The following is a 25,212-nucleotide window of genomic DNA, read 5'->3' on the forward strand; positions in this document are numbered from 1 at the left end:
GGGTGGTGTCCCTGCGCTGAGCGCAGGCGCTCGAACCTGTGAGGTGAAGCTGGGAAACACAGGCGGCGGCCGACGGGACGCACCGAGGATCAAGACTACCCGGTGCGCCCCGACATGACCAAACTCAGTCGGCCGCGGGGCTCTCGCCGTCGGTGCCGGAGGCCGTCTCGACCGTCGTGGTTGCTGCACCGGGAGGCCCGGCGGGAGCGACGACCCGGGCGCGCTTGCGGCGCGGGCGCCGGGCGGGTGCCTCGGACACCGGCCCAGGAGCGCTCACCGACGGTGTGACCGCGGGCGGCTCCGCGACGCTGGCCTCGACGGCCGTGTCCGCCTCGTCCTTGTCGCCGCCGGCGGACAGCGCCGCTGCGTGCGCGGCAGCCGCGATCTGAGCGGCCGTACGACCGTTGGAGTCGACCTTCTCGGTCGCCTCCTCCGACTCGGACTGCTGGGGCTGCTTGGCCTGCTGGTCCTTGTTCTTGCCGCGCGACTTCTTGCTTCCCCCGTTGCCGGAGTTGCCGCCGCCGGAGCCGCCTGCACCGTTGCCGCCCTTGTCGACCGGGTGGTCGTGGACGATGATGCCGCGGCCTCCGCAGTGCTCGCACTGCTCGGAGAACACCTCGATCAGGCCGGTGCCGACCCGCTTGCGGGTCATCTGGACCAGACCGAGCGAGGTGACCTCGGCGACCTGGTGCTTGGTGCGGTCGCGGCCCAGGCACTCCAGCAGGCGCCGGACGACCAGGTCGCGGTTGGACTCCAGCACCATGTCGATGAAGTCGACGACGATGATCCCGCCGATGTCGCGCAGGCGCATCTGACGAACGATCTCCTCGGCCGCCTCGATGTTGTTCTTGGTGACGGTCTCCTCGAGGTTGCCGCCCGAACCCACGAACTTGCCGGTGTTGACGTCGATGACCGTCATGGCCTCGGTGCGGTCGATGATCAGCGAACCGCCGGACGGCAGCCAGACCTTGCGATCCATGGCCTTGGCGAGCTGCTCGTCAACGCGGTTGACGGCGAAGACGTCCTTCTCACCGGTCCACTTCTCGAGCCGGTCGGCGAGGTCGGGAGCGACCGAGCCGACGTAGTCCGACACCTGCTCCCAGGCGTGGTCGCCCGAGACGATCAGCTTGGCGAAGTCCTCGTTGAACACATCACGGATGACCCGCACCGTCAGGTCGGGCTCACCGTGTAGCAGTGACGGCGCGGACGCCGACTGCGACTTCTTCTGGATCTTCTCCCAGATCTTGGTGAGGCGCTCGACATCGGCCTTGAGCTCGGCCTCGCTCGCACCCTCAGCAGCCGTGCGGACGATGACGCCGGCGTCCTCGGGCACGACCTCCTTGAGGATCTTCTTCAGGCGGGCGCGCTCGGTGTCGGGCAGCTTGCGCGAGATGCCGGTCATCGAGTTGCCGGGGACGTACACCAGGTAGCGGCCGGGCAGAGAGATCTGCGAGGTGAGCCGCGCTCCCTTGTGACCGATCGGGTCCTTGGTGACCTGGACCAGGACGCTCTCACCGGACTTCAGCGCGTTCTCGATGCGCTTGGGCTGGCCCTCCAGACCGGCGGCGTCCCAGTTGACCTCGCCGGCGTACAGGACGGCGTTGCGGCCGCGACCGATGTCGACGAACGCGGCCTCCATGCTGGGCAGGACGTTCTGGACCCGGCCGAGGTAGACGTTGCCGGCCATCGACGCCTGCTGGGTCTCGCGCGAGACGTAGTGCTCGACGAGCACGCCGTCCTCGAGCACACCGATCTGGGTGCGGCCCTGCGCCTCGCGGACGACCATCGTGCGCTCGACGCTCTCGCGCCGGGCGAGGAACTCCGCCTCGGTGATGACCGTACGACGACGGCCGGCCTCGCGACCCTCACGACGTCGCTGCTTCTTGGCCTCCAGGCGGGTGGAGCCCTTGATGGAGGTCACCTCGTCGCGACCCTTGCGGGGCTCGCGGACCTTGGTCACGGTGCCGGGCGGGTCGTCGCTCTCGGAGCCGGCGGAACCGCTGCGGCGACGACGACGCGTACGTCGGCGAGAGCCCCCCGAGGTGTCCTCGTCGCCGGAGGCGGAGTCCTTGTCCGAGACGTCGGCCTCCTGCTCGCCGTCCTCGGTCGTCTCGGCGTCCTGCGTGTCCTGAGCGGTGTTCTTGCCCTTGCCTCGACCGGGGGTGGCGTCACCGTCGGTGCCGCTCGAGGACTCGGAGTCCTGCTGGTCATCACGCGCACCACCGCGGCGACCGCGACCGCCGCGGCGGCGCCGGCGTGAGCCCTGGGTGCCCTGGTCGTCCGCGTCGTTGTCGTCGGGGCCGTCGCTGCTGCGCTCGGTGTCGTCGTCCTGGTCGTCCTGGTCGGTCGTGTCCTTGTCGAGCACGACCTCGGTGCGACGCGGCACGCGCACCGGCTCGGGGGCCTGGAAGAGCAGACCGAACGCTGATGCGCCACCACCGGCCGCAGGGGCCGAGGTGTCGGCCGTCTCGGTGGCCTCGTCGGTCTCCTGCTCAACCGCCTCTGCAGCGGTGTCGTCCTGCTGTTCGTCCGAGGTGTCGGACTGATCCGAAAAGTCGAGGGTCAAAACCCCTCCTCCCGTCAGCACGCGGTGCGGCCCACAGCGCGGACCGTGGGGTCCGACACGCCCGCGTGTGCGGTGCTGCACCGCCCGGTCGCACGTCGCGACGGGACGGAAGTCGTCTGCTACGCCGTGGTGGCTCGCGTCGAGCGCGTCACCGGATCCGCGGCGCCGACCAGCCCAGGTCGGCGGCTTCGCATCGCGGCGTCAGCCACCCGCGCGGTGCGGGCTGCCTGCGATGAGGCACGCGCTCGCGGTCGGGGCGTGATCGGGGCGTACAGGCGCTGTGGAACGCTGCACGACCGTGGGTCAGTATCGCACACGAACCGATGTCAAGCGGTTTCGAGCGGGTCCGACACGGCGCCGTCCTCGCCGAGGACACCCTGACGCAGGCGGGTGATCAGCGGCGACCGTCCGACGTCGATCGCGCTCACGTCGCGCAGCCCGCTGAGCACGTCGTCGGGCCGCACGGTCGGGGTCGTGTGACGCAGCGTGAGCGTCCACCGCGCACCACCGGAGTGCTCGGCGACGTCGCTGGCCAGCAGCGCGGCGCGCATGTCGAACGTCCGCGGACCACGCTTCATCATCCGGGTCACCTCGACGGTGTCGCGCGCCAGGAGCCTCTCGACCGCTGCGCTCAGATCCGCTGCCGTGACCTCGGCGAAGTCGAGCTGCCAGTCACTCGCCTCGAGGCGGTCGGCAAGCGCACCGGGTGTGGCCTCGACGGCGGTGATGACATCCAGGCCGTCGGGCAGTGCCTCGTCGAGGGCGCGCGCCACCTGCTCCGGGTCGCGGCGTTCGCGCAGCTGGATCTCGAAGTACTCCGCCTCGCTCGCCGTCCCGGTCGGTGCGGCGTTGGCGTAGCTGATCTTGGGGTGGGGATGGAACCCAGCGGAGAACGCCATCGGCACCTGGGCCCGGCGCAGCGCACGCTCCAGGGCACGCTGGAAGTCACGGGTCGAGGAGAACCGCATGCGACCGCGCTTGGCGTACTGGACGCGCAGCTTCTGGACAGCGGGATCGGGTGCCGGACCCTCCGGAACGCGTTTGGCCATGACCGCAGAGCGTACGTGGGCGGGCGTGGTCCGCGTCAGGCCGATGCGGCGTAGGAGCGCCGGTACGCCGACGGCGCGAGCCCGACGCCGGCGCGGAACTGCGTACGGAAGGCGGCCGGCGTACCGAACCCGCTCTCGGCGGCGACCCGGTCGACCGGCCAGGACGTGGTCTCCAGGAGGTGGCGGGCGTGCTCGACCCGGCGCCGGGTGACCCACTCCCCTGCGGTCTCACCGGTCTCCTCGCGGAACCGACGTGTGAACGTCCGGACGCTCATGCCCGCGTGCCGCGCGAGCGCCGCCAGCGACAGGTCTGCGTCGAGGTGCGCCATGGCCCAGTCGCGAGTGGCTGCCGTGCCGCCCTCGCCGGGCTCCGGGACGGGCCGGTCGATGAACTGGCTCTGGCCCCCGTCGCGCCAGGGTGCGACCACCGCTCCGCGCGCGACCCGGGCGGCCACGTCGGCACCGAGATCGCGGCGCAGCACGTGCAGCAGCAGGTCGATGCCGGCGGCGTTGCCGGCCGAGGTCAGCACGTCGCCGTTGTCGATGAACAGCACGTCGGCGTCGAGCTCGATGTCAGGGAAGCGCCGCCGGAAGGTGTCGGCGTGCATCCAGTGCGTGGTGGCAGGGACGCCGTCGAGCAGGCCGTGCGCCGCAAGCACGAACGCGCCCGTGCAGATCGAGACCCACCGTGCGCTGCGCGGGACGAGTGCGAGGGCGTCGCGCGTGAGCGGGTCGAGCTCGCCGGTGCGCATCACCGGGTGGTCCACCACCCCGACGACGACCACCGTCTCGGCCTCGGCGAGCACAGAACGCGGATGGCTCGGAAGGACCTGGTAGCCCGCCGAGGTCATGACCGGCCCGTCGTCGACGGTGCAGACCGCCACGTCGTACGGCGCCGGCTCGCGGGGGTCGTCGGGTCGCAGCGTGCTCGCGGCGAGGAACCGGTGCGGGAGGCCGAGCTCGAACGCCACGGCACTGTGCAGAGCAAGCACCACGACTCGGTGGGATCGGTCCCGAGCGGGGCGCACGGTGGAGGTCATGGCCAGATTCTTTCACAATGTGGCAATCAAGCCACTTCCGCGACTCGACCGAAGCGGGCGATCCTGGGGCGCGTGACCGCGACGACCACCTCACGACGTATCCACCCCGCCTGGTGGATGGCGGGCGTGACCTTCCTGACGATCATCGGCGCCGCCGGATTCCGTTCGACACCGGGCGTGCTGATGGAGCCGCTGCACGAGGAGTTCGGCTGGTCGCACGGCATCATCGGCTCGGCCGTCTCGCTCAACCTGGTGCTGTTCGGTCTGACCGCACCGTTCTCGGCTGCGCTGATGGAGCGGTTCGGCATCCGCCGCGTGGTGGCGATCGCTCTGGTCCTGGTGAGTGTCGGTTCGCTGCTGCCCGTCTGGATGACACAGTCCTGGCAGCTGATCGTGTGCTGGGGACTGCTCGTCGGGCTCGGCACCGGCTCCATGTCGATGGCCATGGTCGCGACCGTCACCAGCCGCTGGTTCGTCGCGCGCCGCGGTCTGGTGTCGGGTGTGCTCACCGCCGCCGGCGCGACCGGACAGCTGATCTTCCTGCCCGTTCTCGCGCACATCGCCGACGCCCACGGGTGGCGCTGGTCGGCCGCGGTGACAGCGGGAGTCGCGCTGCTCGTCGTACCGCTGGTGCTGTGGCGCATGCGTGACTACCCCGGCTCCGTCGGCGCCACGCCGTACGGCTCCCCCGCCGGTACGCCGGTCGCCGGGCCTCCCGCGCCGGCCACCGGCATTGCCGGGCTGGCCGTGCGCACCCTGCGCGACGCGGCGAGGCAGCCGATCTTCTGGCTGCTCGCCGGGACCTTCGCGATCTGCGGTGCGAGCACCAACGGGCTGGTGGGGACGCACTTCATCCCGGCCGCGCACGACCACGGCATGAGCGAGCCGACGGCGGCGTCCCTGCTCGCCCTGATCGGGGTCTTCGACGTCGTCGGCACGATCTTCTCGGGCTGGCTCACCGACCGGATGAGCTCGGGCGCACTGCTCGCGATCTACTACGGCCTGCGCGGGCTGTCGCTGTTCTTGCTGCCCACGCTGTTCGCGGTGACCGTGCACCCGAGCATGTTCGTGTTCATCCTGTTCTACGGCCTCGACTGGGTGGCGACAGTGCCGCCGACCCTTGCCCTGTGCCGCCAGTACTTCGGCGAGCGCGCACCCATCGTGTTCGGGTGGGTGTTCGCCTCGCACCAGGTCGGCGCCGCGATCGCCGCTGTGCTCGCCGGGGCCGTGCGCGACCGTCTCGGCGACTACGACCTCGCGTGGTACGTCTCGGGGGCGCTGTGCCTGCTCGCGGCCGGACTCTGCCTGCTGATGGTCGGCGGCAGGCAGCGCCCGGCGACGCCGGACGAGAACGCCGCCGCGACCGTACCGGCGAAGGTCTGATCAGACCACGGTCAGCGGCAGGAGCTTCTTGCCGGTCGGGCCGACCTGGATCTCGGTGTTCATCTGCGGGCAGACGCCGCAGTCGAAGCACGGCGTCCACCGGCAGTCCTCGACCTCGGTCTCGTCGAGCGCGTCCTGCCAGTCCTCCCACAGCCAGTCCTTGTCGAGACCGGAGTCGAGGTGGTCCCACGGGAGCACCTCGGCCTCGGCGCGCTCGCGCGTGGTGTACCAGGCGACGTCGACCGGCAGGTCGGCCAAGGCCTGGTCCGCGCACCGCATCCAGCGCTCGTAGTCGAAGTGCTCGCTCCAGCCGTCGAACCGGCCGCCGTCGCGCCACACCGCCTCGATGACCTGTCCGACGCGGCGGTCACCGCGCGAGAGCAGGCCCTCGACGATGCCGGGCTCGCCGTCGTGATAGCGCAGACCGATCGCCGAGCCGTAGCGCTTGTCCGCGCGCAACGCCTCCTTGAGCTTCTGCAGCCGGGCGTCGGTCTCCTCGGCGCCGAGCTGGGCACACCACTGGAACGGGGTGTGCGGCTTGGGCACGAACCCACCGATCGAGACGGTGCACCGGATGTCGCGACGCCCGCTGACCTTGCGGCCGGTGTCGATGACCCGCTTGGCGAGGTCGGCGATCTGCAGCACGTCCTCATCGGTCTCGGTGGGCAGACCGCACATGAAGTAGAGCTTCACCTGCCGCCAGCCGGCGCCGTACGCCGCAGCAACGGTGTTGATGAGGTCGTCCTCGCTGACCATCTTGTTGATGACCTTGCGGATGCGCTCGGAGCCGCCCTCGGGTGCGAACGTCAGACCGGAGCGCCGACCGTTGCGGGTGAGCTCGTTGGCCAGGTCGATGTTGAACGCGTCGACACGGGTGGACGGCAACGACAACCCGGTCTGGGTGCCTTCGTAGCGGTCGGCCAGACCTTTGGTGACCTCGGCGATCTCGGTGTGGTCGGCCGACGACAGCGAGAGCAGGCCGACCTCCTCGAAGCCCGTTGCGGCCAAGCCCTTCTCGACCATCTCGCCGATGCCGGTGATCGACCGCTCGCGCACCGGCCGGGTGATCATGCCGGCCTGGCAGAACCGGCAGCCGCGCGTGCAGCCGCGGAAGATCTCGACCGACATCCGCTCGTGCACCGACTCGGCCAGCGGCACCAGCGGCTGCTTCGGGTAGGGCCACTCGTCGAGGTCCATGACCGTGTGCTTGGAGACGCGCCACGGTACGCCGGTGGCGTCCGCAGCCGGTGCGACGCGCTTGATGCGGCCGTCGGGGAGGTAGTCGACGTCGTACAGCGACGGGACGTAGACACCGCCGGTGCGTGCGAGGCGCAGCAGCAGCTCGCGTCGGCCGCCCGGGCGGCCCTCGGACTTCCACGCCTTGATGAGGTCGGTGATCGCGAGCACGGCCTGCTCACCGTCGCCGACGACGGCGGCGTCGATGAAGTCGGCGATCGGCTCGGGGTTGAACGCGGCGTGGCCGCCCGCGAGCACGATGGGGTCGTCGTCGCCACGCTCGCGGGCGTGCAACGGGATGCCGCCCAGGTCGAGCGCGGTCAGCATGTTCGTGTAACCGAGCTCGGTCGAGAACGAGATGCCGAGGACGTCGAAGTCGCGGACGGCTCGGTGGCCGTCGACCGTCAGCTGCGGCACCCCGGCGTCGCGCATCGCCTGCTCCATGTCGGGCCACACGGTGTAGGTGCGCTCGGCGAGGGCGTCCTCGCGCTCGTTGAGGACTTCGTACAGGATCATGACGCCCTGGTTGGGCAGACCGACCTCGTAGGCGTCGGGGTACATCAGCGCCCAGCGGGTCGTCAGCTCGTCACCGCCGGGGCCGTGGCCACCGCAGTTCCAGTCCTTGACCTGGCTGTTGAGCTCGCCGCCGACGTACTGGATCGGCTTGCTCACCGACTCCAGCAGCGGCTCGATCTGGTGGAACAGGGACTCTCCGGACATGAGAGCCAGGGTAGGTGAGACCGGCCCCTCGCGCCGATTCGTGGCGCTAGGCCTCTGCGGCCAGTGCGCCCGCAAAACCGAGCATGACCGCGCCGGTCGCGCCCTCGACACCCCGACGGACCCGCCGCCGGCGCAGGAGTGAGGAGGCCGCGTCGGCCGCCCACACGATCGCCAGCAGCACCACGGCGCCGAGCACCGCAAGGGTCAGGGCATAACCGAGAAGCACGGGTACGCCGGCGCCCGGGCCCACGAACTGCGGCAGCAGCGCGAGGTTGAACGCCAGCACCTTGGGGTTGGTGATGTTGCACAGGAAGCCCTGCCACACCGGGACCCAGCCCCGACGCGACGTGCCGGCGCCTGCGTCCCACGCCGCGGCGTCACGGCGCAGTGCTGCACGCAACGTGGTCACCCCGAGGTAGAGCAGGTAGGCGACACCAGCCCAGCGGATGACCGCGAACACCGCCTCGGACCGGGCCAGGACCGCGCCCAGACCACACGCGACGAGCGTGCCCTGCACGATGTTGGCGACGAAGATGCCCGACGCCGTCAGCATCCCTCGACGACGGCCACCCGCGACGGTGCTGCGCAGGGTGAGGAAGGAGTCCGGACCAGGAGCGATCGCGAGCATCGCTGCGAACGCGACGAAGGCGAGGTACTGGCTCATGTGCGCCAGGGTAGGTCGCGCCCTCGCCGCGTCAGCAGCGATCTCACGAGGTGATCGCGAGCGCTCAGTCGGTGTAGAGGGTGTCCAGCTCGGGCTTGTACTTGCCGGTGACGACCTTGCGCTTGATCTTCAGGCTCGGGGTCATCTCGCCCTCCTCGACCGTGAGGTCGCGCGGGAGGATGATGAAGCGCTTGATCTGCTCCCAGCGGTTGAGCTTGCCGTTGAGCTCGTCGATGTAGCCCTGGACCATCTCACGGCAGGCGTCGGAGGTGACGACCGTGCGGTAGTCGGCGTCCGCCATGCCGTGCTGCTTGGCCCAGTCCAGGATGCTCTCCTCATCGAGCGTCACCAGTGCAGAGACGAACTTGCGCCCGTCGCCCTCGATGACCAGCTGCGAGGCGTAGGGGCAGATGCCCTTGAACAGCGACTCGATGACCGACGGCGCGACGTACTTGCCGTTGGAGGTCTTGAACAGGTCCTTCTTGCGGTCGGTGATCTTGAGGTGACCGCTCGGCAGCTGCTCACCGATGTCGCCGGTGTGGAACCACCCGTCCTGCAGGGCCTCGGCCGTCGCGTCGTCCAGGCCGCGGTAGCCCTGCATGACACCCGGGCCCTTGATCAGGATCTCGCCGTCGTCGGCGATCTTGACCTCGGTGCCGGGCAGCGGCCAGCCGACCGTGCCGATCTTGTTGGCGCCCGGGTAGGGGCGGTTGACGAACGACGCCGCGCTGGTCTCGGTGAGGCCGTAGCCCTCCATGATCGGCAGACCCATCGCGTCGAACCAGCGCGCCACGTCGGGGTTGAGAGCGGCCGAGCCGGAGATGAAGAAGCGCACCCGTCCACCGAAACGGTCACGGATCTTGGCGAGCACCAGCTTGTCGGCCACCGAGTGCTTGACCCCGAGCAGCCCGCCCGGCTTCTTGCCGTCGTCACGGACCTGCGAGGCCTCGGTCGCGACGCCGCTGGCCCAGTCGAACATCTTGGCCTTCACGCCGCCCTCGTCGGCCATCATCGTGGTGATGCGGCCGTAGACCTTCTCGAAGATGCGCGGCGCAGCGCCCATCCAGGTCGGCCGCACGACCGGCAGGTTGTCGATGATCTTGTCGACGCGGCCGTCGATCGCGGTCGGGAAGCCGACCTGCAGAGGCAGCGTCAGCAGCACCTTGCCGAACACGTGCGCGAGGGGCAGCCACAGGAACTGCAGGTCGTCAGGGTTGAGCAGGTGGGCCGAGTCCACCGCGGCGGCCTCGTACGTCCAGGCGTCGTGCGCGAGGCGGACGCCCTTGGGTCGTCCGGTCGTGCCCGAGGTGTAGATCAGCGTGCTCAGGTGATCGCTCTGGATACCGTCGATGCGCTGCTCGAGCACGTCGGCGTGCTCGGCGAGATAGGTGGCGCCGAGTGCCTCGAGGTCGGACAGGGTGATGACCCAGTCGCCGTCGCCGGAGCCGTCGAAGGTGACGACCTTCAGGATGCCGTCACCGGCCTCCCGGCCCTCGCGGAGCTTGGCGACCTGGCCGTCGTCCTCGGCGAAGACGACCTTGCTGCCGGAGTCGCCGACGATGTGCAGGACGTCCTCGACCGTCGTCGTCGGGTAGATCGTCGTCGTGGCACCGGCGGCGAGCATGACGCCGAGGTCGGCCAGAGCCCACTCCAGACGCGTGCTCGAGGCGATCGCCACGCGGTCCTCGGGCTCGATCCCGAGCGCGACGAGGCCGGCGGCGATACGGCGGGCACGCTCGTCGACCTGCGACCAGGTCAGCCAGTGCCACTCCTCACCCACCGGATGTCCGAACGCCTTGTCGTCCGGGCTCTTGGCGACCCGGTCGACGAACAAGTGGGCAACGGAACGGGCGCGCCCGTCGACCACGGACTGGTCGAACTGCTCATCTTTGAGCGACATCACCATGGGGGACTCTCCTGCAGGTTGTTCGGTGGCGCACAGCATGTCAGGTGCGGCGGCGAACGACAGCCCGTCGCCGTACACAGCTCAGCTGTCGGCCAAGAGCTCTCTTGCGGTGTCGACGTCACGACCGATCTGCTCCACGAGTGCATCGATGGAGTCGAACTTGTCGTTGCCCCGCAGTCGGCGTACGAGCTCGACACTGACCGGCTCGCCGTAGAGGTCGAGGTCGGTCCGGTCGAGGACGTGGGCCTCGACCGTGCGGGCGACGTTGTCGAACGTCGGGTTGGTGCCGATCGAGATGGCGGCCGGCAGCCGGTGATCGGGGTCGCCCGCGTCGAGGCCGTGGCGGATCAGCCACCCGGCGTAGACGCCGTCGCCCGGGACCAGGCCCTGAGCGTCGCGCGAGAGGTTGGCCGTCGGGAAGCCCAGCTCGCGACCACGCTGCAGGCCTCGGACGACCGTGCCGGACACGTGATGGTGGCGGCCCAGGACGTCGGCCGCGGTCGCGACGTCGCCCTCGGTGAGCAGCTGGCGTACCTCGGTGGAGGACCAGCGGTGGTCGGTGCCGACGTCCTCGAGGGTGAGGACGTCGAAGTCGTAGCGGTCGCCCAGCTCGCGCAGCGTCGAGATGTCGCCGGAGTTCTTGACGCCGAAGCGGGTGTCCTTGCCGACGATCACGGCGACGGCCCGGAGCCGGTCGACGAACACGTCCTTGACGAACTCCTCGGGCGTCTGGGCCGCGAGCTCGCGGGTGAACGGCATCAGCAGCACGGCGTCGAGGCCGGTGCGCTCGAGCAGGTCGAGCCGGTCGGCCGTGCTCGTGATCATGGCGGGGGCGCGGTCGGGGTGCAGCACTGCGAGCGGGTGGGGCTCGAACGTCACCGCCACCGAGCGCGCGCCACGCGAACGGGCCTGCTCGACGACCGTGGCGAGGACCGAGGCGTGACCGCGGTGGACGCCGTCGAAGTTGCCCAGCGTGACGACGGTCGGACCGAGATCGGCGGGGACCTCGGACAGGTCGGTCAGGCGAAGCACGGCGGCAACTCTACTGGCACGTACGACGCCCGCTGCGGCGACCGGGTCGGCGGCGCTCACGCCGGGAAGACCACGTGGGAGCGGACGAGGCGCTCGGACTCGTCGAGGACGGCCACCAGGTCGTCCCCGGCGAGTGCCGCCACCGGGTCGCGGCGGCCGGGTGACGAGGGCAGCCGTTTGCCGTGCCGGAGGTCGATCGCCTCCTCGGCGGACACCTCGCGCACGGCGAGCTGCGAGCGCGCGGCCTCGGCCATCGGGATCAGCGGCAGCGCCTCGCCTGCGTCGACCGAGGCTGCGAGGTCGTCGATGGTCCGGGCGGCGTCCAGGGTGAAGCCGCCCACCCGCGTACGCCGCAGTGCTGTCAGGTGCCCGCCTGCGCCCAGCGCGGACCCGAGGTCACGGGCGAGCGCGCGGACGTAGGTGCCCGAGCTGACCTCGACCTCGACGTCGAGGTCGACGACGTCGCCGTCGGGTGTCGCGGTCTCGCGGCGGGCCAGCACGTCGAACCGGTGCACGGTGACCGGACGAGCGGGGAGGTCGACTTCCTCGCCCGCCCGGGCCCGGGTGTAGGAACGCACGCCCTTGACCTTGATGGCGCTCACCGCGCTCGGGACCTGCTGGATCGCCCCGGTGAGGGCCGCGACCTGCTCGGCCACGGCCTCCTCGGACACGCCGCCGACGTCGTACGACGCCGTCACCTCTCCCTCGGCGTCATCGGTGAGGGTGCTCTGGCCGAGCCGGATGGTCGCCGTGTAGGTCTTGTCGGCGCCCACGACGAAGGTCAGGAGCTTGGTGGCCTTGTTGACCCCCAGCACGAGCACGCCGGTGGCCATCGGGTCGAGCGTGCCGGCATGGCCGACCCGCCGTGTGCCCGCGAGGCGTCGCGACCGTGCCACGACGTCGTGGCTCGTCCAGCCCTGCGGCTTGTCGACGATCAGCAGACCGTCCGCGATCGAGCTCATTCGGAGGCGCTGCCACCCTCGTCGTCGTCGGCGGGCTTGCGGTAGGGGTCGGCGTCACCGGCGTAGGTGGCTGCGGAGGCGTTCTGCGCCAGCTCGGCGTCACGCTCCCGCGCGTCGCGCAGGGCCTTCTCGATGCTGGCGGCCCCCTCGGGGATCGCGTCCGGGATGAACTCCAGAGTCGGCGTGAGCCGGATGCCGAGTCCCTTGCCCACCGCTGAGCGGATCCGGCCCTTGTTGTCCTCGAGCGCCTCGGCCGTGCTCTCACGCTCGGCGTCCTCGCCGAACACCGTGTAGAACACCGAGGCCTGCTGCAGGTCACCGGTGACGCGCACGTCGGTGACGGTCACGAAGCCGACGCGCTCGTCCTTGAGCCGGAACTCGAGGTACTCGGCGACCAGCGACTTGATGCGATCTGCGACCTTGCGGGCGCGTGCGGGGTCAGCCATGGTTCCTCCTGGCGTTCGATGTGGCTCCAGCGCCTGCCAACCCTAGGCGATCAGCCATCACCCGACGACGTCGCGACCGCTGCCCTTGCGGGCCACGATCACGTCGCGGTCGATCGAGGCGTCGACGCGGTGCCGGAAGGTGTCGTCAGCGGGGTCTCCGACGACGGTGAGTCCGTGCTGCTCGAGCAGGTCGGCGAGCTCGTGCGGGGGCGCGACGTGGCGGTTGTACGACAGCCCCACCGCTCCCCCGGTGCGCAGCGCACGCACCCATCCCGGAAGCGCGGAGTCGAGCAGCTCCAACGGGTTTCGGGCGATGCGGTCACCGTGGGAGCCGTGCTGGACGCCGTACGGGGTGTCGGTGACGACCACGTCGAACGCCCCGCTGCGGACGAGTCCTTCGAGCCGTGTGGTGTCGGTGCCGAGATAGGTGAGTCGCTGGGTGCGACCGGCCTTGAAGTCCTCCTTGGAGGGCGCGACCTCGACGTCCAGACGTCGCCCGCGGTGCTGGCCCGCCGTGCGGATGGCACTGGTGCGCACGGTGTGCTTGAGGCGCGTCTGGCGCAGCCAGGTCTTGAGGAACGTCTCGTACGCCTCGAGGTCACGCTTGTCGAGGTCGACACCGGTGACGTCGAGGCCGTAGGTCAGGGCCAGGTTGAGCGTCGTACCGCGCCCGCACATCGGGTCGAGCACGTCGAGCGTGCCGTCGAGCAGTCGCTGGGGCCGGCTCGTCGCGGCGGCCGTGACGTTGAGCAGCAGACGCGTGAGCTGCTCGTTGGTCTTGCCCGGGTACTTCTGGATCGTGAGCAGATCGCTCGGGTAGGCGTCGACGCGATCGGCAGCCACCGGGCGGAGCAGCTCTCCCTCGGCCTCGAACAGCGCATGCACCGCCGACAGGTTGGACAGGGCTCGTACGCCGACCGGACCGATCTCGTCCGCACTCACTCTGAGGTAGTCGACGCCGGCGATCCGGGTGGCCTCGACCGTCACCTCACCGTCGATGAAAGCCGTTGCAAGAGAACGGGCTTCGGCTGCCATGAGTGCGGGAGCGGCGTCGGCGTACACGCGGTTGGCGGACGGCGCGACGAGCAGGAGGAAGGCGGTCATCGGAGGATCCTCGCAGCCCGGTCAGGCGGCGTACGCGCGCAGGAACGTCTCGACGCCGACCTTGACGACACGTCGGACGACCGTGACAGGGGCGGGCTTGGTGCCGAACTCGCTGATGTCGTCGAGCTCGGTGCGCGCGAGCGCGATCAGCTGCTTGGCTGCGAGGACCGGGTCGGGCACCTCGAGGAACCCGGCGTTGCCGAGCATCGCGAGCCGACCGGCGAGTGCCTCGATCACCGGCTCGTGCGCGGACTCGCGCAGCACCGTGAAGATCTCGGGGTCGCGTCCGACCTCGGCGTTGGAGATGCGCGCCAGGGAGGCGGCGCACTCGGTGTGCCAGCTGATGACCAGATCGGTGGTGGCGGAGACGAGACTCGCGCGCCACTTCTTGGGCGTCACCTCGATGCCGTGCACCGCTCGGACCGCATCCTCGGTCGTCTGCCGAGCGACCTCGCCGACCCACACCCGGAACAGCTGGTCCTTGCCGCCGAAGTGGCTGTAGATCGTGGGCTTGGACACCTGCGCCGCCTTGGCGATCGCATCGACGCTGGCGCGCTCGTACCCGTGCTCGCCGAAGACGGGGCCGGCGGCGTCGAGGATCCGCTGCCGGCGGTCGGTGGTGGGTCGCGATGCGGTCGGAGCAGTGCTCATGTCTTGCATCCTAAAGCACTTGCCTCAACCAAACCGTTCAGTTTAATTTTGATGCATGACAGTCAACGAACGTGAACTCACGCACGACGCTGCACCGCAGCGACTGGACTCCACGACGCGCGTCCTCGTCGCGACCATGGCGGTCGCCGCGTTCATCGCCGTACTCGACGGCACGGCCGTCACGACCGCGCTGCACGACCTGCAGGGCAGCTTCGGCGCCGGCGTCTCGGGCATCGTCTGGGTCACGACCGGCTACCTGATCGCAGCCGGCCTCGCACTCCCCCTCGTGGGGTGGGCGACCGACCGGTTCGGGGGCCGACAGGTCTTCCTGACCGGACTCGGGATCTTCGTCCTCGGGTCGGTGCTGAGCGGCCTCGCCTGGTCGGTCGAGAGCCTCATCGCCTTCCGCGTCATCCAGGGCTTCGGCGGCGGACTCCTCGAACCCGTCTCGCTCGCCGTCGTCGCGGGGGCGGCGCCGCGCGACCGGGTCGGGCGAGTCATGGGGCTGATGTCACTCATCATCAACATCGCACCCGTGCTCGGCCCGCTCGTCGGCGGCCTGCTCGCGGGCAACGGCCTGTGGCGCGGCATCTTCCTGCTCAACCTGCCTCTCGGCGCCGCCGTCCTGGTGAGTGCGTTGCGCACACTGCCTCGTACTGCTCCGGCCCGCGCCGGTCTGCGTGCCGACGTCCGCGGAATGGCCCTGCTGTCACCGGGGTTCGTCCTCGTGCTCCTCGCGGTCAACCGGTGGGGTGAGGGTGCGCGCGGCGCTCTCCCGCTCGTGCTCGTGCTCGCCGGTGCCGCCCTGATGACGGCCTACGTCCGCCACGCGCTGCGCACGGATGCACCTGTGCTCGACGTCCGGCTGCTCGCCGTGCCCGAGTTCGCTCGCGCGCTGCTGATCATGGGGATCGTCGGCTTCACGATGTACTCGCTGCTCACGGGGCTGCCCGTCGTCGCGGAGCGGCACTACGGTCTCGACGGGCTCGCGCAGGGCGCGCTCGTCACCTCCCTCGGCGCGGGTCTGCTCGTGTCGATGTCGAACGCCGCCCGCATCAGTGACCGCATCGGCCCACGTCCGCTCGTGAGCGCCGGCGCCCTCACGATGGTGCCCCTGCTCGCCGCGACCGCAGTGCTGCACGACACGCTCCCGCTGCTCGCCCTGATGGTGCTGCTGGCGCTGACCGGCCTGGCGTTCGGCACCGTCGCCTCGCCGACGTTCTCGAGCGTGTTCAGGTCGCTGCCGCAGGAGCAGGCCGCACAGGGCACGACCGGCCTGTTCATCACCGTGCAGCTCGCCGCGTCGTTCGGGGTGACCGTGCTCGGGCTGCTGCTCACCCAGCTGCCGGAGGACCCGTTCACTCCCCTGTTCGCGGTGCTCGCTGTCGCTGCGCTCGCGGCCGCGGTGCTGGCCCGTGGTCTGCCCGGCCGGTCGACGCACAGCTGAGCGAGACGTCGCAATCGCGCCGGACCGGACCGATCGCGTGAGCCACTGTGGACGCATGACGACCACACAGGCTCATGCGATCGACCCGATTCGGCTGAAGCAGATCTGGCGCGATCGGACGGACGAGCGCGGCAACCCGCTGCAGGCGTACGACTCGGACGAGACGTTTCCGCTGAGGTGCTGCCTGAGGCAGAGCCGCACGGGCGAGGAGATCGCTCTCATCTCCTACGCCCCACTCGCCGGTCGCTCGCCGTGGGCCGAGCGGGGGCCGGTCTTCATCCATCTGCGGCCCTGCGACGGGTACGCCGACGAAGGTCTCCCGGCCGACCACCGTCACGGCGCGCGAGTGCTGCGCAGCTATCGGCACGACGGCACGATGGACTACGACGGCATCGTCGTCACCGAGCCGGGTGACGACCTGGAGCCGGTGCTGGCCGACCTGCTCACCGATCCACGACGGCACGAGGTGCACGTGCGGTCGGTGACCGCGCAGTGCTTCACCTACCGGGTGACCCGATCCGGCGAGGAACCGCTGGCCTGAGCGGTCACGACATCGGCACACTGAGCGAGAGCGCGAAGTCGCCCCGCGGGTCGGTCCACCAGTGCACGAGCTCCAGGCCGGCAGACGCCAGCTCACGCGTGATGCCCTCGCGGCGGAACTTCGCCGAGATCTCGGTACGCATCTGCTCGCCTCGCGCGAACGTCACCTCCAGATCGAGGTCGGCGACGCGCACACCCTGGTCGCGCAACGACTCCAGGCGCATCTCGATCCACTCCTGATCGGCGTCCCAGACGGCGCGGTGCGCGAACGCCGACGGGTCGAAGTCGGCGCCCAGGCTGCGGTTGAGGACGTGCAGGACGTTGGCGTTGAACTGCGCCGTCACGCCCGCGGAGTCGTCGTACGCCGCGACCAGCCGCGCAGGGTCCTTGACCAGATCGGTGCCGAGCAGGAACGCGTCGCCCTGGCCGAGGCTCGCGCGAACGCCGTCGAGGAAGGTCGCACGCTGCTCGACGTCGAGGTTGCCGATGGTCGAGCCCAGGAACGCCAGCAGCCGGCGGCCCTCGCGGGGCAGCTGGTCGAGATGCTTCTCGAAGTCTCCGACGACGGGCTCCACCGTCAGCCCGTCGAACTCGGCGCTCACCGACGCGCTCGCGTCGGCGAGGACGGCCGGGTCGACGTCGAAGGGCACGAACCGCTCGAGGGTGCCGGCGTCACGCAGAGCCCGCAGCAGCAGCCGGGTCTTCTCGGACGTGCCGCTGCCGAGCTCCATCAACGTGGTGGCGCCCGTCGCAGCAGCGATGTCGGCCACGTGCGCGGTGAGGATCTCCCGCTCGGTGCGCGTCGGGTAGTACTCCGGGAGCCGGGTGATCTGGTCGAACAGCTCACTGCCACGGGCGTCGTAGAAGTACTTCGGCGGCAGCACCTTGGGGGTGCGGGTGAGACCGTCGCGGACGTCGTCGGCCATCTGCGCGGCCAGCGACGTCGGGTCGAGGTGGACGGAGACGTCGAGCGTGGGCATTCAGTCCTCCAGAGCGGTGACGGTCACCCCGGTCGGGGTCACCTCGATCAGATGTCGGTCGGGCACGTCGACCCAGCGCGGGTCGTCGTCGTACGGCTCGCTCGCGACGACCACACCAGTGTCGTCGACGAGGTAGGTGGCAGGGTCTCCCCAGGTCACACCGAGGATCTGCGACCCGTCGGTGAGCAGCACGTTGAGGGTGGCGTCCGGGTCGCGACGGGCTACGGCGCGCACGGTGTCCGCGACCCGAAGCGGCCCCATCGCGAAGACGTGAGCCGCGAGAACCGCTGCGTCACAGACGGATTCGGCGTCGTGCGTGCTCGGGAGGACGGACCGGTCGACGCGCCCGTTGTGCGACAGCAGCCAGTGTCCGTCGGTGAACGGCGCGGCGGCCGTCTCGTCCATCGGCATACCGACCGTCGCCGACCGCACGGCGGCGAGCACGCAGCGCGCCGACAGCACAGGCGCCACCGAGGCGAAGGACGCGTCGGACCACAACGGACTGGAGGACCGCCAGCGCACCGGCTCCGGGCTTTCCGGCAGGTGCAGCCCGACACCCCAGCCGTCGGCGTTCATCCGTCCGCGCAGCTGGCGGCGCGGTTGGTAGGACTGACGCAGCAGGCCGTGCTCGGGCTCGAGCACGAGCGAGGCGACCGACCGCTCCTGGCCCAGCCAGGCCTGGTGCCGACACATCTCAGGCGTCCCAGGCGAGCCGGAGCCCGGCGAAGATCTGCCTGCGGATCGGCAGGTCCCAGTTGCGGAACGAAGGCCGGATCGCCGCGCCTCCCACAGCCCACGACCCTCCGCGGAGCACCCGGAAGTCACCGCCGAAGAACGGCGCGCTGTAGTCGGCGTACAGCATCGGACGGAACTGCGGCCACGGGTCGAACCCGGAGGACGTCCACTCCCAGACGTCACCGATCATCTGCTCGACGCCGTACGCCGACGCCCCGCTCGGGTAGGCGCCGACCGGGGCGGGCCGCAGCCCGTCACCTCCGAGGTTGGCCCGGCCCGGCGTCCACGGGTCGTCTCCCCACGGCCAGCGTCGACGCCGACCGAGCGCAGGATCCCAGGCGCAGGCCTTCTCCCACTCCTGCTCGGTCGGCAGCCGCGCCCCGGCCCAGCGGGCGTAGGCGTCGGCCTCCCAGTAGGAGACGTGCTGCACCGGCTCGTCGGCCGGCACCTGCTCGACGACCCCGAACCGCCGCCGCGACCCGTCGGCGGCCCAGAACTGCGGACGCTCCAGGCCCGCCTCGATGCGGTGGGCCCAGCCACGCTCGGACCACCAGTGCGACTGGTCGTAGCCCCCGGCGTCGATGAACTGCTGCCACTGCGCATTGGTGACCGGCACGCGAGCGATCCGGAACGCTGGCACGTCGACCTCGTGGGCGGGCCGCTCGTTGTCGAGCGACCACGGCTCGGCGGACCCGTCGACGCCCATGACGAACGGGCCGCCGGGAACCATCACTGCCTCGTCGTCGGGGAGCACGCGACCCGGCGGCAGCTCGGCGCCGACCCCGAGCAGAGGCTCACCTGCGCGCAGCTGGTGCGTCGCGAGCATGGTCTCGACGTGCTGCTGCTCGTGCTGCTCGACCATGACGTACGGGAACAGCTGCGACTCCTCGGCGCGCTCGAGCCGGTCGAGGACGCGACCACGCACGTCGGCGATGAACGAGCGGGACTCACGAGGCGTGAGCAGCGGGAGCGAGACCCGCTCGGCGCGCGGGTGCTCGAACGCGTCGTACAGGCTCTCGACCTTGGCCGACAGCAGCCCGAGGCACGCGGCGTCGCCACCGCGCAGCAGCCAGAGGTCCTCCTGCTGACCGATGTGTGCGAGGTCCCAGACGAGCGGGCTCATCAGCCGGTCGTGCTGGGTCGTGAGCACGTCCTCGTCGAACGCCGTCAGCAGGTGGGTGCGGGCGCGAGCGGCCTCGATACCGCAGGCCACGGACTCACGCACGGGACTCCTCCTCCAGGACTCGAACCGGCCCGACTGCCTCGATCCGCCGGCGCAGCAGCCCACTCGGACTGCGGCCGTCGTCGAACAGCCCGGACAGGTCGGCCACCGCGCCGCGCCAGGGCACCGGCGCATGCAGGGCAGCCACCTCCAGGCAGCGCGTCAGCGCGCGAGCCACGACCGGGTCCGCCGGGCCTCTGCGCGCGGCCACCTGCCACTGGTCTCGTACGGGCTCGCACGCCTCGAAGGCGAGGTCTGCAGCCGTCGGGTGATCCATGAGCGTGACCACCGCGGCTGTGACCGCCGGCCACCAGGCGTCGGGCATCGCGTCGAGACACCGCAGCTCGATGAACCCGCGCGGGCGGACCGGCGGGAACACCGTGCTCCGGTGCAGCTCGAGATCGGCACCGGTCGGCGTACGCCGGATCGGGCCCTCCCCACGGAGCCACTGCGCGAAGGTCGTCCGCTCGGTGACCGTCGTGACGTCGCCGCCCTCGCGCACGGCCATCACCGGTGCGTCCAGGACGTAGGACGCCCAGGCACCGGCCGGGTCGTCGGTTGAGTACGGCTCCGTGCGGGCCGGGTCCATCGCCTGCCAGACCGACTGACGCATCGAGTGCCACTGCGTCGTGCTGCCACCGAGGTAGGGCGAGGTGGACGACAGGGCGATCAGCACCGGCCCGAGCAGGTGCGCCAGCTCCAGTCGTCGCTGCCAGTGCTGCTCGGGCCCTGCCTCGAGGTTGATCTGCAGCGCCGCCGTCGAGGACATCATCGAGCGGGCGGGCCGACCGCAGCCCATCGCCTCGAAGTGCGCTGCCATCGCGACGTAGCGCGGCGCGGGGTTGATGCGTTGTGGGCGACGGCCCGGGTCCGCACCGATCGCGGCGCCTCCGAAACCGGCGGCGCGCAGCGCCCGCTGCAGGACGTCCTTGTCCGCGGCGAGCGCACGGATCGCTGCCGTCACGTCGGACGCCGGCTCGGTCGAGAGCTCGAGCTGGCCGCCGGGCTCGACACTCACCCGGCTGCGGCACGGCATGGCGGGCAGCTGGGCGACGAGCTGCTCGACCTCGCTCCAGCGCGGGCGCCGCTCGGGGCGCCGGAGGTCGACCAGATGCATCTCCAGCTCGATGCCGACAGCGCCGAGCGGCCCGTCTCGCAGTGCATCCTCCGCCAGATGGGCACGGGCTGCTTCGACCGGGTCGCGGGTGTCGAGCAGGTCGTGGACGGTCGAGCTGAGCTGTGGCGCGGTCATACCGCCCCTCCTGGTCCGGACCGGTCGTCAGCGACGACCGCGGGTCGGTGCGGGGCGGCCAGGTCGGCCGTCCTCGTCGTGCAGAACTACGTCGAGAAGTGGGTGGATGGAAGGACTACGGCCGGCCCGAGCCGACCTGTTCTCAGCCTAACGCCGACCTCAGACAGTCCGTCTGGGCAGGCGTCAGCGGAGCCGACGGCGCCAGGCGCAGCAACGGCTCGTCGACCTCCGCAGCCCGCCACGGCAGGCAGGCCGTGGTGGTGATGCCGTACTCGGACGCCAGTCGGGCGTGCTCGGCCTCGACGTCCTGGCCGTGGTTCGGGCGCAGGCCGACGAGCGCCCCGCTCGCCGCGGGATGATCGACGAGGTCCCAGCCGGGCATCCCCCTGACCACCTCCCGCAACGCGTCTCCGGCCGCAGCCAGACGGGCGCGGACCTGCTCGGGACCGTGCTCCAGGTGCGCACGCACGGCACGCGCGAAGCCGATCCGCACCGCGGTGGAGGTCTCACCGAACCGCAGGGCGTCGATCGGCCCGTCACCCGTCGCATGCCTCGGACGGAAGGGTCGCAGCCGCGACCACGCCGTCTCGTGCAGTGCCACGACGCCCGCACCGCGCGGCCCGTGCATCCACTTGCGCGCGGGCGCGCACACGGCGTCCGCACCGAACGCGGTGTCCAGATGACCGAACGACTGCGCCGCATCGACCCACAGAGGTACGCCGGCGGCCCGGCACATGGTCACGGCCTCGTGCACCGGTTGGACCAGACCGCGGTGGGAGGCCAGGTGCGTGAGGTGCACCAGGTCCGGTGGGTTCGTGCGCAGCCGACGCGCGAACGCGTCCAGGTCGAGGACGCCGTGCTCGTCGACCTGGAGCCCTACTGGTGTCAGCCCGGCGAAGGTGAACACGTCGAGGTTGGGACCGAACTCCGACGGCGTCACCGCGGCCGTCGCCCCCGCCGGGAACGGCCAGGAGGCGAGCAGGGTGCGAAGCCCGTGAGTGCCGCTGTCGACCATCACGACGCCCGCGCCGTCGACACCGAACAGCTCACCCAGGTCGGCGTACGCCTGCTCCAGCACATCCGTGACGTCGGCAAGCGCCGCATTGGACCCGATCCGCTGCTCGAGCCGCAGATGAGCGACCACTGCATCGACCGTCTCCGGCGAGGGCGAGCCGTGAGCCGCTGTCAGCAGGTCGATGGACGTGGTGGTGTCGACGTCGGTCACGGGCGCCAGCCTAGGTCGCGGGTACGACGAAGGCCGCCCCGGCGTACACCGGGACGGCCTTCGTACTGCGGTCGGTCAGTCGCGGTTCATTGCGCCGCGCCTTCCTCGCACTCCGCTACGTCAGTCGCGGGGCTTCTCACGCATCTCGTACGTCGCGATGAGGTCGCCGTCCTGCAGGTCGTTGTAGGACCCGAGGTTGATACCGCACTCGAAGCCCTCACGGACCTCGGTGACGTCATCCTTGAAGCGGCGCAGACCGGCGATCTCGACGTTCTCGGCCACGACGACACCGTCGCGGGTGATCCGAGCCTTCGAGCCACGCTTGATCTCACCCGAGCGCACGATCGAACCGGCGATGTTGCCGAACTTGGACGAGCGGAAGATCTCGCGGATCTCCGCCGTGCCGAGCTCGACCTCTTCGTACTCCGGCTTGAGCATGCCCTTCAGGGCCGACTCGATCTCCTCGATCGCCTGGTAGATCACGCCGTAGTAGCGGATCTCCACGCCTTCCTTGTCGGCGTACTCGGCGTTCTGGCCCTCAGCGCGGACGTTGAAGCCGATGATCACCGCGTCGGAGGCGACGGCGAGGTTGATGTTGTTCATCGTGATCGCACCGACGCCACGGTCGATGATGCGCAGGTCGACCTCGTCGCCCACGTCGATCTGCATCAACGCGTCCTCGAGCGCCTCGACAGAACCGGAGACGTCGCCCTTGAGGATCAAGTTGAGCGTCTCGACCTTGCCCGCCGCCAGAGCGTCGTTGAGGTCCTCCAGGCTGATCCGCTTGCGCGCCTTCGCCAGCGACGCCTGCCGGTCGGCAGCCTCACGCTTCTCGGCGATCTGGCGGGCGGTGCGGTCGTCCGGAGCCACGATGAACGTGTCGCCGGCCCGCGGCACTGCCGCGAGACCCATCACCTGGACCGGACGCGACGGACCGGCCTCGTGGACGTTGTTGCCGTGCTCGTCGAGCATCGCCCGGACACGACCGTGCGCCACACCGGCGACGATGCCGTCTCCGACGCGCAGCGTGCCGGACTGCACCAGGACGGTGGCGACCGCACCACGACCACGGTCGAGGTTGGCCTCGATCGCGACACCACGCGCGTCCTTGTCGGGGTTGGCGCGCAGGTCGAGCGCCGCGTCCGCGGTCAGCAGCACGGCCTCGAGCAGAGCGTCGATGTTCTGGCCCTGCTTGGCCGACACGTCCACGAACATCGTGTCGCCGCCGTACTCCTCGGCGATGAGGTTGTACTCGGTCAGCTGCTGACGGATCTTCTGCGGGTTGGCACCCTCGACGTCGATCTTGTTGACGGCCACCACGATCGGCACGTCGGCCGCCTGCATGTGGTTGAGCGCCTCGATCGTCTGCGGCATCACGCCGTCGTCAGCCGCCACCACGAGGATCGCGATGTCGGTGACCTTGGCACCACGGGCACGCATGGCGGTGAACGCCTCGTGACCCGGGGTGTCGATGAACGTGATCGGACGGTCGACACCCTCGTGGTCGGTGTGCACCTGGTAGGCACCGATGTGCTGGGTGATGCCACCGGCCTCGCCCTCGGCGACGTCGGCGTTGCGGATCGCATCGAGCAGTCGCGTCTTTCCGTGGTCGACGTGACCCACGACGGTGACGACCGGCGGACGAGCGGCGAGGTCCTCCTCGCCCTCCTCCTCGAGCTCGGCCTCGAGGTCGATGTTGAAGGCGCTGAACAGCTCCTTCTCCTCGTCCTCGGGCGAGACGACCTCGACGACGTAGCCGAGCTCGGCACCGAGCAGCTGGAACGTCTCCTCGTCCAGCGACTGGGTGGCGGTGGCCATCTCACCGAGGTGGATGAGCACCTGCACCAGGCTGGCGGGGTTGGCGTCGATCTTGTCGGCGAAGTCGGTCAGTGACGCGCCGCGACGCACACGGACGACGGTCGAGCCGTTGCCGCGCGGAACGGTGACGCCACCGATCGTCGGCGCCTGCATCTGCTCGAACTCCTGGCGCTTGGCGCGCTTGGACTTGCGACCGCGGACCTTTCCGCCGCCGCGTCCGAACGCACCCTGCGTGCCACCGCGGCCTCCGGGACCACGACCGCCGCCGCCGGGACGGCCACCGAAGCCGCCGCGGAAACCGCCGCCGCCGCCACCACCGGGGCCACCACGACCGCCGCCGGGACGCGCCGGGCGCTCACCCGGACGCGGCACCGCCGCACGGTCGGGCATCATGCCCGGGTTGGGGCGGGGACCGCCGCCGGGACGGGGTCCACCCTGACCGGCGCCCTGCGGACGACCGGACGGACGCGGTGCAGCCGGACGGGGGCCGCCCTGGCCGCCGGCCTGCGGTCCGCCCTGGCCACCACGGCCGGACGGGCGCGGCATGCCCTGGCTGGACGCGAACGGGTTGTTGCCCGGACGCGGCGAGCCGCCGCCTTCACGGCGACCCATGCCCTGGCTGGATGCGAACGGGTTGTTGCCCGGACGCGGACCCGGCGTACCGGGGCGCGGACCCGGGGTCTTGGGACGCGGGGCGTTGCCGCCACGGTCGGACGGCGCGGGCCGTGCGGGCTCCGCCGGAGCTGCCGGACGTGCAGGCTCAGGACGCGGTCCCGGCTTGGTCGCACCCGGCTTCGGCGCAGCCGGAGCAGCCGACGCGGCGGGCGCACTCGGCGCCGCCGGGGCGGGCTTGGCCGGTGCCGGACGGGCCGGCTCTGCAGCGGGCTTGGCCGGCGCAGCAGGTGCCGGAGCGGCCGGCTCTGCCGCGACGGGCTTGGCCGGCTCGGCGGCCGGTACTGCCGGCCCAGGCTTGGCGGCCGGTGCGGTCGCACCGGGCTTGGGTGCCGGCGCGGGCTTCGCACCGGGCTTGGGCGCAGCCTTCTTGGCTGCAGGCTTGTCCGCGCTGCCGGCCTTGCCGACGGGCGGGTTCTCCTTGATCTTGCGGACCACCGGAGCCTCGATGGTGGAGCTCGCCGTCTTGACGAACTCGCCCTGCTCCTTCAGGTACGCAAGCAGTTCCTTGCTCTCGACCCCGAGCTCTTTGGCGAGCTCATGGACCCGGACCTTTGCCACG

General features: G+C 70.7%; 20 protein-coding genes. 3 read left to right on the forward strand and 17 right to left on the reverse strand.

Annotated features, from left to right (window positions below; all coding sequences use genetic code 11):
* Nucleotides 1–124: 124 nt before the first annotated feature.
* From VV01_RS10640 to VV01_RS10650, 3 genes are all read right to left on the reverse strand, one after another.
* Nucleotides 125–2,566, reverse strand: a complete 2,442-nt coding sequence (locus VV01_RS10640; protein WP_050669858.1) for an Rne/Rng family ribonuclease — start codon at nt 2,564–2,566, stop codon at nt 125–127.
* Nucleotides 2,567–2,892: 326 nt separating this feature from the next.
* A complete protein-coding gene (locus tag VV01_RS10645; RefSeq protein WP_050669859.1) occupies nt 2,893–3,615 on the reverse strand; it encodes a TIGR03936 family radical SAM-associated protein in 723 nt (240 codons plus the stop codon).
* A 35-nt stretch (nt 3,616–3,650) separates the two neighbouring features.
* Nucleotides 3,651–4,655, reverse strand: a complete 1,005-nt coding sequence (locus VV01_RS10650) for a GlxA family transcriptional regulator (RefSeq protein WP_050669860.1) — start codon at nt 4,653–4,655, stop codon at nt 3,651–3,653.
* A 72-nt stretch (nt 4,656–4,727) separates the two neighbouring features.
* On the opposite strand from VV01_RS10650, the gene VV01_RS10655 reads away from it, so the two are divergent.
* A complete protein-coding gene (locus tag VV01_RS10655; protein WP_231635209.1) occupies nt 4,728–6,038 on the forward strand; it encodes an MFS transporter in 1,311 nt (436 codons plus the stop codon).
* Here the strand turns inward: VV01_RS10655 and VV01_RS10660 are convergent, their stop codons facing one another.
* The 8 genes from VV01_RS10660 to VV01_RS10695 form a co-directional block, all read right to left on the reverse strand.
* Nucleotides 6,039–7,994, reverse strand: a complete 1,956-nt coding sequence (locus VV01_RS10660; protein WP_050669862.1) for a TIGR03960 family B12-binding radical SAM protein — start codon at nt 7,992–7,994, stop codon at nt 6,039–6,041.
* A 46-nt stretch (nt 7,995–8,040) separates the two neighbouring features.
* A complete protein-coding gene (locus VV01_RS10665; RefSeq protein ID WP_050669863.1) occupies nt 8,041–8,658 on the reverse strand; it encodes a LysE family translocator in 618 nt (205 codons plus the stop codon).
* A gap of 64 nt (nt 8,659–8,722) precedes the next feature.
* Complete coding sequence (locus VV01_RS10670; protein WP_050669864.1) at nt 8,723–10,564, reverse strand: AMP-dependent synthetase/ligase; 1,842 nt, start codon at nt 10,562–10,564, stop codon at nt 8,723–8,725.
* 81 nt (nt 10,565–10,645) lie between these two features.
* Nucleotides 10,646–11,596, reverse strand: coding sequence for a bifunctional riboflavin kinase/FAD synthetase (locus tag VV01_RS10675; RefSeq protein WP_050669865.1), 951 nt, complete (start codon nt 11,594–11,596; stop codon nt 10,646–10,648).
* A 56-nt stretch (nt 11,597–11,652) separates the two neighbouring features.
* Nucleotides 11,653–12,558 (reverse strand): tRNA pseudouridine(55) synthase TruB, encoded by a 906-nt coding sequence (truB, locus tag VV01_RS10680; protein ID WP_050669866.1) that lies wholly within the window; start codon nt 12,556–12,558, stop codon nt 11,653–11,655.
* Nucleotides 12,555–13,004 carry a 30S ribosome-binding factor RbfA gene (rbfA, locus tag VV01_RS10685; RefSeq protein WP_050669867.1) on the reverse strand — a complete coding sequence of 150 codons (450 nt, stop codon included), beginning with the start codon at nt 13,002–13,004 and terminating at the stop codon, nt 12,555–12,557. Before rbfA ends, truB begins: the two co-directional genes overlap by 4 nt.
* Before the next feature lie 57 nt (nt 13,005–13,061).
* Nucleotides 13,062–14,108: a TRM11 family SAM-dependent methyltransferase gene (locus VV01_RS10690; RefSeq protein ID WP_050669868.1), complete on the reverse strand. Its 1,047-nt coding sequence runs from the start codon at nt 14,106–14,108 to the stop codon at nt 13,062–13,064.
* A 21-nt stretch (nt 14,109–14,129) separates the two neighbouring features.
* On the reverse strand, nt 14,130–14,759 hold the full coding sequence (locus VV01_RS10695) for a TetR/AcrR family transcriptional regulator (protein WP_050669869.1): 630 nt from the start codon (nt 14,757–14,759) through the stop codon (nt 14,130–14,132).
* Nucleotides 14,760–14,814: 55 nt separating this feature from the next.
* Between VV01_RS10695 and VV01_RS10700 the strand changes: the two genes are divergently transcribed.
* Together VV01_RS10700 and VV01_RS10705 are read left to right on the forward strand one after the other, a co-directional pair.
* Entirely contained in the window at nt 14,815–16,206 is a 1,392-nt protein-coding gene (locus VV01_RS10700) for a DHA2 family efflux MFS transporter permease subunit (protein ID WP_071606349.1), read from the forward strand.
* 55 nt (nt 16,207–16,261) lie between these two features.
* Entirely contained in the window at nt 16,262–16,747 is a 486-nt protein-coding gene (locus VV01_RS10705) for a DUF1203 domain-containing protein (protein ID WP_050669870.1), read from the forward strand.
* A gap of 4 nt (nt 16,748–16,751) precedes the next feature.
* Here the strand turns inward: VV01_RS10705 and egtD are convergent, their stop codons facing one another.
* The 6 genes from egtD to infB form a co-directional block, all read right to left on the reverse strand.
* Nucleotides 16,752–17,726, reverse strand: a complete 975-nt coding sequence (gene egtD / locus VV01_RS10710) for an L-histidine N(alpha)-methyltransferase (RefSeq protein ID WP_050669871.1) — start codon at nt 17,724–17,726, stop codon at nt 16,752–16,754.
* Nucleotides 17,727–18,419: an ergothioneine biosynthesis protein EgtC gene (gene egtC / locus VV01_RS10715; protein ID WP_050669872.1), complete on the reverse strand. Its 693-nt coding sequence runs from the start codon at nt 18,417–18,419 to the stop codon at nt 17,727–17,729. It lies immediately after the preceding gene.
* A 1-nt stretch (nt 18,420) separates the two neighbouring features.
* Entirely contained in the window at nt 18,421–19,686 is a 1,266-nt protein-coding gene (gene egtB / locus VV01_RS10720) for an ergothioneine biosynthesis protein EgtB (protein ID WP_050669873.1), read from the reverse strand.
* Entirely contained in the window at nt 19,679–20,935 is a 1,257-nt protein-coding gene (gene egtA / locus VV01_RS24360; protein WP_050669874.1) for an ergothioneine biosynthesis glutamate--cysteine ligase EgtA, read from the reverse strand. The genes egtB and egtA overlap by 8 nt, the downstream gene beginning before the upstream one ends.
* 142 nt (nt 20,936–21,077) lie before the next feature.
* Nucleotides 21,078–22,160, reverse strand: coding sequence for an aminotransferase class V-fold PLP-dependent enzyme (locus VV01_RS10730; RefSeq protein WP_050669875.1), 1,083 nt, complete (start codon nt 22,158–22,160; stop codon nt 21,078–21,080).
* Between the two features lie 120 nt (nt 22,161–22,280).
* The gene (gene infB, locus VV01_RS10735; RefSeq protein ID WP_050669876.1) at nt 22,281–25,211 is read right to left on the reverse strand and encodes a translation initiation factor IF-2; all 2,931 of its coding nucleotides are present in this window, start codon (nt 25,209–25,211) and stop codon (nt 22,281–22,283) included.
* Nucleotide 25,212: the final 1 nt, after the last annotated feature.

It is taken from the genome of Luteipulveratus halotolerans, from assembly GCF_001247745.1.
GTDB lineage: Bacteria > Actinomycetota > Actinomycetes > Actinomycetales > Dermatophilaceae > Luteipulveratus > Luteipulveratus halotolerans.

Coding starts and splice junctions, on each gene's coding strand:
- egtC (WP_050669872.1), bottom strand. CDS start 18,419: ATGTGTCGGCACCAGGCCTGGCTGGGCCAGGAGCGGTCGGTCGCCTCG.
- VV01_RS10645 (WP_050669859.1), bottom strand. CDS start 3,615: ATGGCCAAACGCGTTCCGGAGGGTCCGGCACCCGATCCCGCTGTCCAG.
- VV01_RS10650 (WP_050669860.1), bottom strand. CDS start 4,655: ATGACCTCCACCGTGCGCCCCGCTCGGGACCGATCCCACCGAGTCGTG.
- egtA (WP_050669874.1), bottom strand. CDS start 20,935: ATGACCGCGCCACAGCTCAGCTCGACCGTCCACGACCTGCTCGACACC.
- VV01_RS10665 (WP_050669863.1), bottom strand. CDS start 8,658: ATGAGCCAGTACCTCGCCTTCGTCGCGTTCGCAGCGATGCTCGCGATC.
- egtD (WP_050669871.1), bottom strand. CDS start 17,726: ATGCCCACGCTCGACGTCTCCGTCCACCTCGACCCGACGTCGCTGGCC.
- VV01_RS10690 (WP_050669868.1), bottom strand. CDS start 14,108: ATGACCGCCTTCCTCCTGCTCGTCGCGCCGTCCGCCAACCGCGTGTAC.
- VV01_RS10705 (WP_050669870.1), top strand. CDS start 16,262: ATGACGACCACACAGGCTCATGCGATCGACCCGATTCGGCTGAAGCAG.
- truB (WP_050669866.1), bottom strand. CDS start 12,558: ATGAGCTCGATCGCGGACGGTCTGCTGATCGTCGACAAGCCGCAGGGC.
- rbfA (WP_050669867.1), bottom strand. CDS start 13,004: ATGGCTGACCCCGCACGCGCCCGCAAGGTCGCAGATCGCATCAAGTCG.
- VV01_RS10700 (WP_071606349.1), top strand. CDS start 14,815: ATGACAGTCAACGAACGTGAACTCACGCACGACGCTGCACCGCAGCGA.
- VV01_RS10660 (WP_050669862.1), bottom strand. CDS start 7,994: ATGTCCGGAGAGTCCCTGTTCCACCAGATCGAGCCGCTGCTGGAGTCG.
- VV01_RS10695 (WP_050669869.1), bottom strand. CDS start 14,759: ATGAGCACTGCTCCGACCGCATCGCGACCCACCACCGACCGCCGGCAG.
- VV01_RS10670 (WP_050669864.1), bottom strand. CDS start 10,564: ATGGTGATGTCGCTCAAAGATGAGCAGTTCGACCAGTCCGTGGTCGAC.